13 protein-coding genes, 1 pseudogene and 1 riboswitch are annotated in these 13468 nt (G+C 38.7%); of the genes and pseudogenes, 4 read left to right on the top strand and 10 right to left on the bottom strand.

What is annotated here, in order from left to right; all coding sequences use genetic code 11:
• Nucleotides 1-9 precede the first annotated feature (9 nt).
• The 3 genes from G532_RS0110265 to G532_RS0110275 form a co-directional block, all read right to left on the bottom strand.
• The gene (locus G532_RS0110265; RefSeq protein ID WP_035512909.1) at nt 10-1200 is read right to left on the bottom strand and encodes a restriction endonuclease subunit S; all 1191 of its coding nucleotides are present in this window, start codon (nt 1198-1200) and stop codon (nt 10-12) included.
• Nucleotides 1200-3761 carry a type I restriction-modification system subunit M gene (locus G532_RS0110270; RefSeq protein WP_027964737.1) on the bottom strand — a complete coding sequence of 854 codons (2562 nt, stop codon included), beginning with the start codon at nt 3759-3761 and terminating at the stop codon, nt 1200-1202. The genes G532_RS0110265 and G532_RS0110270 overlap by 1 nt, the downstream gene beginning before the upstream one ends.
• Nucleotides 3762-3879: 118 nt before the next feature.
• A complete protein-coding gene (locus tag G532_RS0110275; protein WP_027964738.1) occupies nt 3880-4113 on the bottom strand; it encodes a hypothetical protein in 234 nt (77 codons plus the stop codon).
• Between the two features lie 594 nt (nt 4114-4707).
• Between G532_RS0110275 and G532_RS0110280 the strand changes: the two genes are divergently transcribed.
• Both G532_RS0110280 and G532_RS0110285 read left to right on the top strand, forming a co-directional pair.
• The gene (locus G532_RS0110280) at nt 4708-5436 is read left to right on the top strand and encodes an SDR family NAD(P)-dependent oxidoreductase (RefSeq protein ID WP_245570138.1); all 729 of its coding nucleotides are present in this window, start codon (nt 4708-4710) and stop codon (nt 5434-5436) included.
• Nucleotides 5437-5697: 261 nt separating this feature from the next.
• Nucleotides 5698-7113 carry a DHA2 family efflux MFS transporter permease subunit gene (locus G532_RS0110285; RefSeq protein ID WP_245570137.1) on the top strand — a complete coding sequence of 472 codons (1416 nt, stop codon included), beginning with the start codon at nt 5698-5700 and terminating at the stop codon, nt 7111-7113.
• Between the two features lie 233 nt (nt 7114-7346).
• On the opposite strand, the gene G532_RS16080 is transcribed toward G532_RS0110285, so the two are convergent.
• On the bottom strand, nt 7347-7493 hold the full coding sequence (locus G532_RS16080) for a hypothetical protein (RefSeq protein ID WP_156882581.1): 147 nt from the start codon (nt 7491-7493) through the stop codon (nt 7347-7349).
• A gap of 124 nt (nt 7494-7617) precedes the next feature.
• Here G532_RS16080 and G532_RS0110290 point away from each other — a divergent pair, with 124 nt between their 5' ends.
• A complete protein-coding gene (locus G532_RS0110290; RefSeq protein ID WP_027964741.1) occupies nt 7618-8382 on the top strand; it encodes a hypothetical protein in 765 nt (254 codons plus the stop codon).
• Between the two features lie 96 nt (nt 8383-8478).
• A pseudogene (locus G532_RS16385) lies at nt 8479-8698 on the top strand (transposase); the annotation flags it as partial.
• 340 nt (nt 8699-9038) lie between these two features.
• On the opposite strand, the gene G532_RS0110295 reads toward G532_RS16385, so the two are convergent.
• From G532_RS0110295 to purD, 6 genes are all read right to left on the bottom strand, one after another.
• On the bottom strand, nt 9039-9674 hold the full coding sequence (locus G532_RS0110295) for a hypothetical protein (protein ID WP_027964742.1): 636 nt from the start codon (nt 9672-9674) through the stop codon (nt 9039-9041).
• A 56-nt stretch (nt 9675-9730) separates the two neighbouring features.
• On the bottom strand, nt 9731-10009 hold the full coding sequence (locus G532_RS0110300) for a hypothetical protein (RefSeq protein ID WP_027964743.1): 279 nt from the start codon (nt 10007-10009) through the stop codon (nt 9731-9733).
• A 200-nt stretch (nt 10010-10209) separates the two neighbouring features.
• Nucleotides 10210-10602 (bottom strand): 30S ribosomal protein S9, encoded by a 393-nt coding sequence (rpsI, locus tag G532_RS0110310; RefSeq protein WP_027964744.1) that lies wholly within the window; start codon nt 10600-10602, stop codon nt 10210-10212.
• Between the two features lie 21 nt (nt 10603-10623).
• Complete coding sequence (rplM, locus tag G532_RS0110315; RefSeq protein ID WP_027964745.1) at nt 10624-11061, bottom strand: 50S ribosomal protein L13; 438 nt, start codon at nt 11059-11061, stop codon at nt 10624-10626.
• A 156-nt stretch (nt 11062-11217) separates the two neighbouring features.
• The gene (locus G532_RS0110320; RefSeq protein WP_027964746.1) at nt 11218-12081 is read right to left on the bottom strand and encodes a bifunctional 5,10-methylenetetrahydrofolate dehydrogenase/5,10-methenyltetrahydrofolate cyclohydrolase; all 864 of its coding nucleotides are present in this window, start codon (nt 12079-12081) and stop codon (nt 11218-11220) included.
• Nucleotides 12082-12112: 31 nt separating this feature from the next.
• A riboswitch (ZMP/ZTP riboswitch) is annotated at nt 12113-12196 on the bottom strand.
• Nucleotides 12197-12201: 5 nt separating this feature from the next.
• The gene (gene purD / locus G532_RS0110325; protein ID WP_027964747.1) at nt 12202-13467 is read right to left on the bottom strand and encodes a phosphoribosylamine--glycine ligase; all 1266 of its coding nucleotides are present in this window, start codon (nt 13465-13467) and stop codon (nt 12202-12204) included.
• Nucleotide 13468: the final 1 nt, after the last annotated feature.

The raw sequence follows: 13468 nt of genomic DNA on the forward strand, positions 1-13468 counted from the left end.
TCCTCCTTCCTACACAAACATTTCTTCCAAATAAGCCTCTTTCATCTTTTGAAGCTTGTCTAATTTCTTTTCTTCCATTTCAATTTGATCATCGATATTTTTGAAAAACTGACCTATTTTTTGTTGTTCTGCATAGATAGGTATACTAGAAACTATAGCCATCATAGCATCAGAATTTAACTTTGCTCGTCCCCCACCTACCAAATAGGGGGTCATATCTATTGATTTCAATAAATAACTTAAAAATAAGTTATTTAATAAGTCACTTTTACCTTTTAATACATGAGCATGATTATTTACCCAAATCTGACCTTTACAATAATGCACTGGATAGTTCTTTAAATCATTAGCCCCATCTTCTGCAAGTAATATATTTTCACCTTCATGAGTATATCCTTCAACATAATCTTGTATCCCATTTGCCCCATAATATGGTGTATTGCCGCTTACTCGTTGTGATTCAGTTACAGGTATTCTAGCATTATCATGCCTATCAGCTATTTCATGTATTTGTTTAATTTGCCATTCCCCTTCAAACCCTTTAAATCTTCTTTTCGGGACGGTTTCGCCTTCTTGTGGGAACATTTCGGTTAAATAAGCAGCTTTTAAGGCTTTGACTTTAGCAATCTTCCGTTCTTGATTTGCTATGCGTTCATCTATAACCTTAAAAAACTCACCAATTTTTTGTTGTTCTTCTATATTTGGCATAAAAAGCTTAAAGGTAGAATATTCTTGAGCATTAATTCCTGGTTGACCAGAACGTTGAGATGTTATATAGACAAAATTTCTATAGTTTTTTGTTAGGGTATTTTGAAAGACAAATTCTGAGTCATATTCATTTTTGATTCTTGCTTTAATTAAAAAACCAGCATAATAAACTTTCCCATCTAACCTATCATATCTATATGTCTTACCCACACTCGCACCAGTTCGAGCAAATAATATGTCTCCTTCACATAAAATATAATCATTTGACACTTCATAGTCAATGTTAGGAGAAGTTAGATTACTTTTATCAAACATTCTCGTATCGTCATTAATATCAGTAATTCTAATGTATTTATTCTTTCCATCATATTCTTTAGATTCTGCATTCAACCCATACGAGAAAGATTCACTAAGTTCATTTAAACACATTTCTATCCATTCATTTTCGAAATCTTGAAACCTTCTCTTGGGCACCAAATCTTTTTCTCCCATCACTCTGTCACCACCAATTCTGAAAGCATATCTTCAAACTGTGCTTCAAGTGATTGATTTTCCCTCTCAATTGTTTCTAAAGTATCTGCATATCTTGCTTGTAACTCTTTCAAGGTGTCCAATTCATTTTTGAGTGGAATCTCTATGAGTTGTGTCATATTGTCTGTTAAACCACCAAACCACTTTTGATACGTCAAATGATCTATTTCTTCATTTGTTAAGTCTTCAATTTTATCTTCTACTTGTTCATTTAATACTTTTTCTTTTTGTTTAATATCTTTGTTTAACTCAGATCTTTCATCTAGCAATCTTTTCACTTTGTCCAATAGTTCATATTCACTTGATTCTTTTGTAACATTTTTCATTTCTGCTTTAACAGCCGTAAGAGTGAAATCATCTTCTCTTGCATTTAAAGTATCGCCTAATGCCAATTCTTCCTCGCTTTCTTCTACTTTTGCCGCTTCGACCAGTTCGTTGATTTCATCGGTAATGAATGTTAAAGATTCTTCTTTCCCTTCCACTTCCGCTAGTTCCTCCGCATAAAGTTCTTTTAAAATAATTTCATTCGGTACAATCGCGCCAATCCACCCATCTTGTTCTGTCCGCTTTGTTTTACCCGAACCTTTTATCACCATATTGGCTTCACGTGTTCTTCCAACGGTGTAAAAATCGCTGATAGCAATTTTCTCCGTATCTTCTGCAAGCATATCTTCCCATAACTCTGCAATGATCTGATAGCCAGCATATGTGCTTACGTGTTTGAATTGTTTTAACAACTGTTTTATTTCCGTTAACATTTCATCTTTCAGTGGCTCGATGTCATTAACATCATGTACTGTTTTTAATTTCTCCCAGTACGTATTCATGTAAATGTGTAAAGCTTCTTTTAAGGCTTGCGTTTGTTTCTGCACTGTTTTATCAGCCAGAACACCTTCAGTCAGAGTATCTATGGACGCTGTTAATTCTACATAACCTGGACGTACTTCATGGAGAGAATCATAAAGCACATCTTTTGTCATATTATGCAACACCGTTAATTGTTCAATTTGGTGTAGAGGTATTCCACCATATAAATGCGCATCGACATCTTGTGCAATTTCTTCATCTATAGCCTCAATATAACGCGGAATATTTAAATTATATTCGTTTTCTTTAATTTCTTTTTGTGATGCCTTGTGACTGTAGCCTTTTTCATTCGTTCGTTCGATATAGGTATCAACGATTTTAGCAATGTCTTTTTCTTGAAGCACATGTTGCTTTCCTTCTTTGACAAACGATTTTGAGGCATCAATCATCAAGACAGGTTCATTTAAGGCTCGGTTTTTCTTTAAAATAATGACTGTGACAGGAATTCCTGTATTCGTGAATAGCTTATCAGGTAAACCAATCACCGCATCAATATGGTTTTTATCTAATAAACGTTTACGAATTTCACCTTCAGCACCACCACGGAATAACACCCCATGTGGAAGAACAATCGCCATTGTTCCCTCTTGACCTAAGTGAAATAGTCCGTGCAGGAGAAAAGCATAATCTCCTTTTGAATCAGGTGGTAATACACCAGCAATTTCAAAACGAGGATCCGTCACTTTTAATCCTTCTTGATTCCAATTTTTAACAGAGTAAGGAGGATTCATGACGACTGCATCGAATTGAACACCTTCATTTGGACGCTCAGGATCTTCAGGCCAATCCTGCGCCAATGTATCTCCATTATTTACTGTCATTTTATCAGGACGAACCCCATGTAATAATAAGTTCATGCGTGTTAAATTGTAAGTTGCTGTGTTTTTCTCTTGTCCATAATAGTGAAGGCTTTTTTTTCCTTCTTCATTTAAATGTTTTCCTACTGTTAATAACAAAGAACCCGAACCAACGGCAGGGTCATAGATGGACTCAACCGGCGTTGTCTTAGCAACAATTTGTGCCATGACTTCACTCACTTGACGTGGAGTGTAGAACTCACCTGCTTTCTTTCCTGACTCCATCGCAAACTGACCAATTAAATATTCATATGCATCTCCAAGTACATCTCCTTTTTGAAGTGCAACCATATTTAAATCAGCAAATAATTCAATTAAGTGACGAATGTTCTTACTACGGGCATTTAAATTACTCCCTAATGCAGAGTCTGTTAAATCAATTGTTGAGCTTGAAAACAGGCCTTTGAAATCATCAATATCTCCAGTTGTTGCAACTGTTCTTTCAAAGCTTTGTAAGCTCTCTGTTACTTTTTCGAGTTCAAATGTACCTTCACGAATATCCTTTAACCATGTTTGATATAAGTGTTGCGGCAGAACGTAATAGCCAAGCACATTTTGAATCATTTTTATTAAACTATCGCCATAACTTTCATAAGCTTCTTCATAGGCTTGAACAACTTCTGCTTCCGTTCCCTTCGCACCACTCGTATTTACAAATGTTTCCAGTGTTTTATCGCTTAAGAATTTGTAGAACATTAATCCAAGCATATAGTCTTTGTATCGGCTTGCATCCATAGAACCTCTTAAATTATTTGCACCATCCCATAAACGTCTTTTTATCTCTTCTGATGTAATCATCACTTTTCCTCCATTTGTATGTTTGCTCGTTCGTCGAAATTTATATTAATTTCATTTTACCACTCTGTTGCTTTTATGCATTACTCCACTTTCATATTCCTGAATGTCGTTTTACCAACTAATCTATTAGACTCATTTTCGGAATAAATGCTTCATCACGACTGACTCCCCTTCCATAAACTCGAAGTTGGCAATTTTTCTTTTTCACTACACTTATATATGGATATTCGCCATTCCATCCATCCCCAATACATTTTAAAAATTCTTCTTCATTTAAAATAACTAGTTCTCCACCAATATTATTGGCATTTTTAGAAATTAAAGCAACATGTGACCTTTCGGAATCCTTCATATACCCTCTAACTTTATCAACCTCAGCATTTGTAAATGTATAAGACCATGTTGATGATTTATTCTTTCCCTTTGATGAAGGTCGCGATGAGTATTTGGAATATATGATAAATTCCTCGTAATATATTATATTCACAAAAAATGTGTATTATAAAAAAAGACGGGGGACTTGAGGACAACAACTTTCTATGACCGCTAAACTAAGCTGGACAGTTCCTGCTCGATAGAACTGAACACTTTATTATTACTAAACATTCAAAAACACACACGACGAAGGATCATGTGCGCGAAAAATAAATTTTTTTCTTACCTGTCCACTTGGCAGGGGCAGTTCAAAAATCTAAGAGTCTTTTTAAAAACTGACTTAATGGTTCAACAACTTCTAGAGTCATTGGGATTTTATTTTACCTGGATATTTTCGATGTAACAATGAAAGTACTCAGTTAAATAATTTATAACTGTTAAAAATTGAAATAAATTGTTCCGTAATTAATTCATGAGTATTTCCGAATATTTTCTATCAAGCAGGGAATAATGTAAAAACAATCAATTTAAAGGAGTGAATCAAATGTTCGATCTGACCGATAATATTGCAATGGTTACAGGTGGAGCCAAAGGGATCGGCAAAGGGATTGCACAAACGTTGACCAAATCCGGTGCAAAGGTCATGATCTGTGACATCGATGAAGAAGCGGGTCAGCAGACGGCAGATGAAGTGAATGGTGAGTTTTTCAAATTGGATGTCACAAATTCAGAAAAAGCTAATCAGGTGGTCCAGGAAATTCTCAGTAAACATGGACGTATTGACATTCTGGCAGCGAACACGGGAATATACCCTGAAGTGATGATTGAAGACATGACCGAAGCAGACTGGGATCAAATCCAGAATATCAACTTAAAAGGATTGTTCTTTACAGCTAAACCTGTATTAAAAGTGATGAAAGAACAGAACTATGGAAGATTGATTCTTACATCGTCTATTACGGGAGATATAACCGGATATCCGGGCGGATCGATATACGGGGCCACAAAGGCAGCCATATTAGGGTACATGAGAAATGCTGCAGTCGAATATGCGCAATATGGAATTACTGTCAATGCGATTCAGCCTGGTATGATTGGTACAGAGACTTTGAAAAAAGAACTCGGGGTCCTGTACGACAAAGGCGCTGAAGCGGTACCGATGAAGAGACTTGGAGAGCCTGAAGATATTGGTGCAGCAGTGAACTTTTTTTCATCAAAAGAAGCAGCCTACATCACTGCGCAGTCACTTGTAGTCGATGGCGGTCAGATTCTACCTGAAACACCGGATGTCATTCAATAACGAATTAAACACAGGAGACTATATGAATTTTCACCGTCTGAAAATCAGATTGGAAGACATATAATAGATTTATAGTTACAATGGGATACGATATATTTACAGAAGACCATGGCAAAACTGGATATTTTCAACGATTGATTTAAGTTCCACTGCTCCTGTAAAAGTTTAAACTTTTACAGGAGTTTTCTGATATTCTATATTAGTACTCTTTCAAATGACAACATGTGCTCAAAAAATATTATTACTCTGGGAGGAAGTATTGTGGTTGAACATCAAAAGCTGGAAAGAAAAAACCTGTCTATAATCGGTATATTGCTGATGGGGCATTTCTTGGGATTGCTCAGTGAAACGATTATGAATGTTGCCCTCCCGAATATCATGGGCGACTTCGGCGTCAATACCAATATCGCCCAGTGGCTGACGACCGGGTATATGCTTGTCATCGGTATTTCGATTCCGGTATCGGCATATCTGATGGAGAAGTTCACTGTCAGGCAACTCTACATTACGGCGTTGACCGTCTATGTCATCGGGTCGCTTCTTGCTTTCACAGCTCCGGAGTTTTATGTTCTGCTGATCGGCAGACTGGTACAGGCGACCGGAACCGGCATCATCATGCCCCTTGCCATGAATGTCATCATGACAGTGACACCGGTCCGTATCATGGGTACCATGATCGGTGTATATAATCTTGTCCTGCTGTTCGCACCATCCATTGGTCCTGTTTTTTCCGGACTGGTCATTGAATTTTACTCCTGGCGTATGATCTTTCTGATTATAGTGATACTGTCAGTGCTGGTGCTGATTCCGGCAGTTCTGTTTTTACGCAATGTCACTGAACAGACCAATCCGAAGATTGATGTCTGGTCAGTGGCACTCTCCACTGCCGGATTTGGGCTGACTGTTGTCGCATTCAGCGGATTTGGTGCAGAAGGTGGGCTGACAAACCCGTCAGTGTGGCTGATGTTGGCTATCGGACTTTCCAGTATCCTGATATTTGCCAGACGGCAGACCAGAATATCAAACCCTCTGCTCATCATGAAGCCTTTTAGATCATCGATATTTGCAAAATCGATGGTGATGATATTGCTTCTGATGATGTTACAGTTCTCGATGATGCTGATTCTGCCTGTATACTTTCAGACAGTCGCGGATTTGTCAGCACTTGAAACGGGAATACTCATGCTCCCGGGCGGCATAGTACTGGCGATTACAACGATGGCCGCTGGGCGGCTGTTCGATAAAATCGGGCACAAGCCGCTTCTTCTCACGGGGATTGTGATCATGCTGGGGGTACTCACCGTGTTCACGACGATCTCTCCGGAAACCGGGTTGTTGACGGCAATGATTATGTATGCTCTGTTTACGCTCGGTCTTGGGCTGAATCTGTCACCCGTCACTTCACTCGCACTCAATCAGGTGGAACGTTCAATCTCCGCACATGGTTCTGCCATTACGAATACCATCAATCAGATTTCAGGCGCGATTGGTCCGGCGCTGTTCACCAGCATCATGACGATGACCTCACAAATATATTCGAATAATAATGCCGGTGCTTCGGAAATGGATGCCATGACACAAGGTGTGCATATGGTGTATTATGTGGCGATCGGATTTGCATTGATAGCATTGGTGATAATATTGAGCATCAGGAAGACCCCTGTCAAAACTGACTAAACTGAACACTTTTATTACTAAAAATTAAAACACGCACACGACGAAGTGTCATGTGCGTGAAAAATACATTTTTTCTTATCTGTCCACTTGACAGGGGCAGTTCGAAAGTCTAAATGAAAATCCTCAGTTAAATAATTTATAACTGTTAAAAATTGAAATAAATTGTTCCTTGGATAAATCATTTTGTTGGTTACAATAAACTGATTTTCAAGAGTTCATCATAACCATTTATTTTAATCTGGTTGATAATGAACTTTTTCATCAAAAGAAGCAGCCTGCATGCCCTTCGGGTACCGCCCCATCTCTCCGCAGTCTGTCAACATCCGTTGTTTTCTGTAATCCTCGTGAATCGTTAACCTCCATTCTATACTTCGTAACACATTGTATTATACATTTTATGATAAAGATTATAGTATAACATCTCTTGCCAATAAATGAGTTGAACATTACCCGTGTTAAAGTTACCATTTAATTAATAAATTCTTATGCAGACGGGGGTAGTGTATGAGCAATTGGATGATATATCTACTCGGCATCATCTTATTCATCATTGGGGCTTATCTGCTTTTAGGCCGAATCAGCTGGTTCAGCCGTTCCGAGATCTACAAGACCATAAAGCCGAAGGATGCTGAAACAGAAAAAACACCCGGAGATTTGTTTGATTTTTATACTCAACACTCAAATACGGCAATCACCTATGAACCATGGAATACTCCAGAGGGTGATGCAAAAGTGAGTGCAGCATTTTTTGATACGGATCATGCAGATGCCCTTCCGGTATCAATCTTCAATGCAGATGCAGAATATTACAGACAAAAATCATTACGCAGCCTTACACAGAGTTTAAAATTTCTCGGTTTTACCGGAAGTATGAGTCACTCGAGTCGCCTGGTCAGCATTGCAAGACATGTTGTTTATAACGTACTTAAACCGCTAATGCTGTACTTGTTGGTGATTTTTATCATTTTATTCGGCTTTATATTCATTATTATAGATCGGGATATTGGGATTTTCATCGAATTTCTCCCCTTTTTCCTGCTCATCGGTATATTCTTGTACAGCTTCCACCTTATAAAGGAATTCATCGTCTATATTTTTCAAAACCTGCGCTCCCTTAGACTTGCCAAAGCATTTGGATTAGCCGGAGATAAATACAAAGCCGTATCCGGATATTTATGGAAATCATATCTTCTTTATATTATCTTTCAAGTGGTCAAGATTTTTCTCATCATAGTCTGTTCTTTTCTGATTCTCGGCATGACGCTGTAAATCATACTGAAACCAGAGGAACATGAGACGGCTATAGTTTATAAATATCTTTTCGATGTCCGATATTAATAATAGTGGGTCGAGAACTATAAAGACGATGGGACGGATGCATTCTTCGGCAGCGGCTACTTGAGTCCAGAGCATCAGAGAGAGCGGGACTTACAAAAGCAATTACGAGATCTGGAGGAAGAGAATAAGATATTAAAAAAGCAATGCACATCTTTACCAACGACCCGAAGTGATTTATAGCTTCATCGCAGACCACCGGCACAAATTTCGTGTATCAAAGATGTGCAGCACCCTCGCATCATCAAGAAAGAACTGATCCACCACAAAAATTATGCCACTTCAATAGACTCTGTCTCAGTATACCGAAAAGTGATTTCTAGTTTGTAAACTGTTGTGTCTTATTTGGAGAGAACTGTTGAGTCTTAATTGTGGAAAACTGTTGAGTTCTACTTGACGGTTACACGTTGCACTTTCATTTTGCCATACACAGGCTGCAGTCTAAAATAAAAAGTATATCACCTGAACTAATAAAGCAACCGGAATAATAAAAATCCATAAAAACTCCCTGGAAAATCCAGGGAGTTTTTTATATAAGCATATATTAACGTTTTGAGAACTACGATGATTTACGTGCTTTCTCAACCGGGTCAGTATAATGGCACAATAATATAAACACCACATGTATAAATAGTAATCAAAGTCACTAATATAACTATATATATGAATGATATTTTCATCTTATTTTCTTTATTGTCTCTCAGATAGAAACGCATCATTCCTAAAGAGCCTGCGAGATATACGACAAGAGATGATAAAAACAATAACACACCTGCAAAGGCAAATAATTCGTAATTATTTATTAATGCGTGACCATTCGTAAATGATGCAACACCAAGAAAAAATAAGATAAGGGACTGCGTGAACACATTCGTGTGGTCACTGAATACCTTGCTTAAACTATTCGGTACATTACTCGCTTTCTTATTGATTAAATAAATTAATAACATGTTGATCAGCAGTAATGGCAAAGCATACACTGATACATTCATAATGAATAAGAAAATAATTAGTCCAAGCACTGATGCGAGTCCTATTTCATCAGTCGAAGCTGAAAAATTGATTTGCAAAACAATCATAACAAATACTGGAACTGTAATCGCTGTAAATATCACATTCCACAACCAAAAGACATAGGTGTTACTTCTAATATTAGACGTCGGCTTTACTATTATATTCAATAAATAAGTGAAGAAATTTATCCGTTTTTCAGAATTTTTCGTCATATAATCCCCTTGAATTTTATGTCATCAAGTAATTACTCATATATCATCTATAACCACTATCCCCTACTTTTTTGTTTCATTATGAACCCAATAATAATCATGATCACCCCGGATGGAATGACCGCTACAGCACTGGATAGTGATACCAGAGCAATATCCTCTCTCAATACTGAACCTCTGGCAAAACCACCTGAAAACGAGATATTGATTGCTAAAATGAACAAGCCGCCCAGTATAAGTAAAGCGACACCGGAGTATATGATTTTCAACGGTTCAGATCGGTTGACGATTGCGTATATGATTGCAATAACCACAAGAAAGATTCCCAGTGCCATTATCGTCACCTCTTTTTAATTGATATGTTATGTATCATATTTTAGTCACTTCAAGTATTATTAATTCGATATTATTTACCCTAAATGTTCCAAAATTAAAGTATATCATCTGAACCAATAAACCAACCGGTAATAATAAAAAATCCATAAAAAAACACTCCCTGGATTTTCCAGGGAGTATTTCAATATATAAGCATTTATTAACGTTTTGAGAACTGTGGTGCACGACGAGCGCCTTTAAGACCGTATTTCTTACGTTCTTTTTCACGAGCGTCACGCGTTAGGTATCCAGCGCGTTTTAGTGTTGCGCGGTATTCTGGGTCCGCTTCTAGTAATGCACGTGCAACGCCAAGGCGAATTGCACCAGCTTGACCAGTGAATCCTCCACCGTTTACGTTTACTAGGATATCGTAGTTACCTACGTTTTCAGTTGCTTCTAATGGTTGATTGATTACAAGACGTAGTGTCTCGTGTGGGAAGTATTGCTCTCCATCCACGTCGTTTACAACGATTTTACCGTTACCAGGTACTAGTCGTACACGCGCTACAGAGCTTTTACGACGGCCTGTGCCGTAATATTGTACTTGTGCCATGTGATTACCCTCCTTTTTCGATTACCCGCGAAGTTCGTAAACTTCTGGTTGTTGTGCTTCATGCTTGTGGTCTGCACCGCGATAAACGTGAAGCTTCTTGCCCATTTTGTTTCCTAGACGGTTCTTAGGAAGCATACCTTTGATCGCTTGCTCTAGCATTTTTTCTGGGAATTTAGAACGCATTTCTTGTGCTGTACGCTCTTTTAGACCACCTGGGTGGTTTGTGTGACGGTAATAAATTTTATCAGTCATTTTCTTTCCAGTTAATTCAATTTTATCAGCGTTGATGATGATGACATTGTCTCCAGTGTCAACATGTGGTGTGTAGCTTGGCTTATGCTTTCCACGAAGTAAAGTTGCTACTTCTGTAGATAAACGACCAAGAGTTTGACCTGCTGCGTCTACTACATACCACTTACGCTCAACATTGCTTTCGTTTGCCATGAAAGTTGTGCGCATAGTGTTTCCCTCCTGTATTTTCCGAGTTCATTATAGTTTTATTTCTTCACGAATAACTTTCCGGGGCTATTGCGTGGGAATAATAAAATGCCATAGAATATATTATAATATCTATGGCATGGATGTCAAGCTTTATTGGTTGATTGCTGAAAAAACTTATACATATTTATGGGCTGGGTTTATTAGTTTCTCTTTCGCCGCATAAACCGTGTTTCGAAGGAGTGTCGCAATCGTTACGGGACCAATTCCGCCTGGTACCGGAGTGATCGCGGAAGCTACTGGTTCACATGATTCGAATTCACAATCGCCAATGTTCCCTTCATTATACCCTGCATCTATGACCACTGCACCTTTTTTCAGCCAATCTCCTTTAACAAAATTTGGACGACCGACTGCTGCTACGACGATGTCTGCTTGCTTCACAATCGCTTCTAAATTTTCTGTTTTAGAGTGGCTAATCGTTACTGTTGCATTACGATTCAAAAGCATCATCGAAACTGGCTTCCCTAGGATCGGACTTCTTCCGATAACAACAGCATGCTTCCCTTCTACGTCTATATTATAAAAGTCAATCACTTCTAGGATCGCAGCTGGTGTGCAACATGGATATGCCTGTAGCTGAAAGGCGGTCGAGCCAAATCCGTGACTTGTTACACCATCAACATCCTTTGCAAGTGAGATCGCATCAAAAGCTTTTCGTTCATCGATTTGTTTCGGTACTGGATGTTGAAGTAAAATTCCATGGACTTCCTCATCCTCATTTAATTTCTTGATTTGCGAAAGAAGTTCTTCCGTCGTCGTTTCTTCTGGCAAATATAACCGTTCTGATTCCATCCCTAACTTATGACACGCGTTTGCTTTCATTTTGACATACGTGTGCGAAGATGGATTATCTCCTACTAAAATTGTCGTTAGCTTAGGTGTAATACCTTTTGCTTTCAACTCTTTGATCGTACCTTCTAAAGCTTCTTTCATAGAGCGTGCTACCGCTTTTCCGTCTAAAAGTAATGTTTCATCCATTTACAGGACCTCCTATAGAATAAAGGAATTTTTCCCCTGCCCAGACGACCGACATGAATCGCATACAGCTCCACTGTGGTAATCTCCACTCTTGTCGTCAGTTACTGTATGCAAGTCTTTCTAATGATAATAACGAACAGCTTTTGATGCAATATCTTTACGATAAAATAAATGTTCTGTAGAAATTTTACTTACTTGATCATAGGCTTGTTTGATCGCATCCTCAAGTCTTTGTTCCTTCGAAGCTACTAAAAGCACTCTTCCCCCATTGGTAAGCCATTGATCCTTTTTACAAACCGTCCCGGCGTGAAAGACGAGCGCTTCCTCACTAACATTCTCTAGTCCGTGGATAGGCTTAAACTTCTCATACTCTCCAGGGTAGCCTTTCGACGCAAGTACTACTCCTACAACCGCCTCATCAGACCAAACTAAATCAACCGGTTCTTCGTGGAGGACATTCATGATCACTTCTACTAAATCACTTTCTAATCTTGGCAAAACAACCTGTGCTTCAGGGTCTCCGAAACGTGCATTAAATTCAATCACTTTCGGCCCTTCTTCTGTTGCGATCAACCCTGCATACAATATCCCTGAAAAAGATCGCCCTTCTTTTACAAGTGCTCGTGCTGTTGGTTTTAAAATATGGTGAAGTGCCTGATGGAAAATTCGTTTAGAAATCTGAGGCACAGGAGAATATGCACCCATTCCACCCGTATTCGGCCCAAAGTCATCATCAAACGCTCGCTTATGATCTTGAGAAAGGACCATTGGATAAACGGTATCCCCATGTACGAAGGCCATTAAGGAAAACTCTTCTCCTTCTAAAAACTCCTCAATCACAATTCGTTCTCCTGCTTTTCCAAACTGTTGGTCATCTAGCATATATTCGATTGCAGCAAAGGCTTCTTCTTTTGTTTCCGCTACTGTTACACCTTTCCCTGCTGCTAACCCGTCTGCTTTAATGACAATCGGGGCACCTTTTTCCATCACATATGCTTTCGCTTGTTCGACGTCTTCAAACACTTGAGCTTCAGCTGTTGGGATGTGGTAGTCCTTCATTAATTGCTTGGCATATTGCTTACTTCCTTCAATAATGGCAGCACTTTGATTTGGTCCAAAGACTCGAATGCCCTTATCTTCTAGTGCATCAACCAACCCATCCATCAACGGAGCTTCTGGGCCAACAATCACAAGATCAATTTGATTCGATTTGACGAAATTTACAATGGCTTGATGTTGGTCTTCTTTTATATCTACAAGGGTTGCTACTTTAGCCATGCCATCGTTTCCTGGTGCAACATACACACGATGTGCCCGCGGGCTTTCACTAACTTTCCAAGCGAGCACATGTTCTCGACCACCTCGTCCGACAATCAAAATGTTCATC

Source organism: Halalkalibacillus halophilus DSM 18494, assembly GCF_000423105.1.
Taxonomy (GTDB): Bacteria; Bacillota; Bacilli; order Bacillales; family Alkalibacillaceae; genus Halalkalibacillus; species Halalkalibacillus halophilus.

Excerpts from the sequence above, each read along its gene's own strand:
- G532_RS0110300 (WP_027964743.1), bottom strand. The coding sequence starts at position 10,009 with ATGGCACTGGGAATCTTTCTTGTGGTTATTGCAATCATATACGCAATC.
- purD (WP_027964747.1), bottom strand. The coding sequence starts at position 13,467 with ATGAACATTTTGATTGTCGGACGAGGTGGTCGAGAACATGTGCTCGCT.
- G532_RS0110275 (WP_027964738.1), bottom strand. The coding sequence starts at position 4,113 with ATGAAGGATTCCGAAAGGTCACATGTTGCTTTAATTTCTAAAAATGCC.
- rplM (WP_027964745.1), bottom strand. The coding sequence starts at position 11,061 with ATGCGCACAACTTTCATGGCAAACGAAAGCAATGTTGAGCGTAAGTGG.
- G532_RS0110270 (WP_027964737.1), bottom strand. The coding sequence starts at position 3,761 with ATGATTACATCAGAAGAGATAAAAAGACGTTTATGGGATGGTGCAAAT.
- G532_RS0110280 (WP_245570138.1), top strand. The coding sequence starts at position 4,708 with ATGGTTACAGGTGGAGCCAAAGGGATCGGCAAAGGGATTGCACAAACG.
- G532_RS0110295 (WP_027964742.1), bottom strand. The coding sequence starts at position 9,674 with ATGACGAAAAATTCTGAAAAACGGATAAATTTCTTCACTTATTTATTG.
- G532_RS0110265 (WP_035512909.1), bottom strand. The coding sequence starts at position 1,200 with ATGGGAGAAAAAGATTTGGTGCCCAAGAGAAGGTTTCAAGATTTCGAA.
- rpsI (WP_027964744.1), bottom strand. The coding sequence starts at position 10,602 with ATGGCACAAGTACAATATTACGGCACAGGCCGTCGTAAAAGCTCTGTA.
- G532_RS0110290 (WP_027964741.1), top strand. The coding sequence starts at position 7,618 with ATGAGCAATTGGATGATATATCTACTCGGCATCATCTTATTCATCATT.
- G532_RS0110320 (WP_027964746.1), bottom strand. The coding sequence starts at position 12,081 with ATGGATGAAACATTACTTTTAGACGGAAAAGCGGTAGCACGCTCTATG.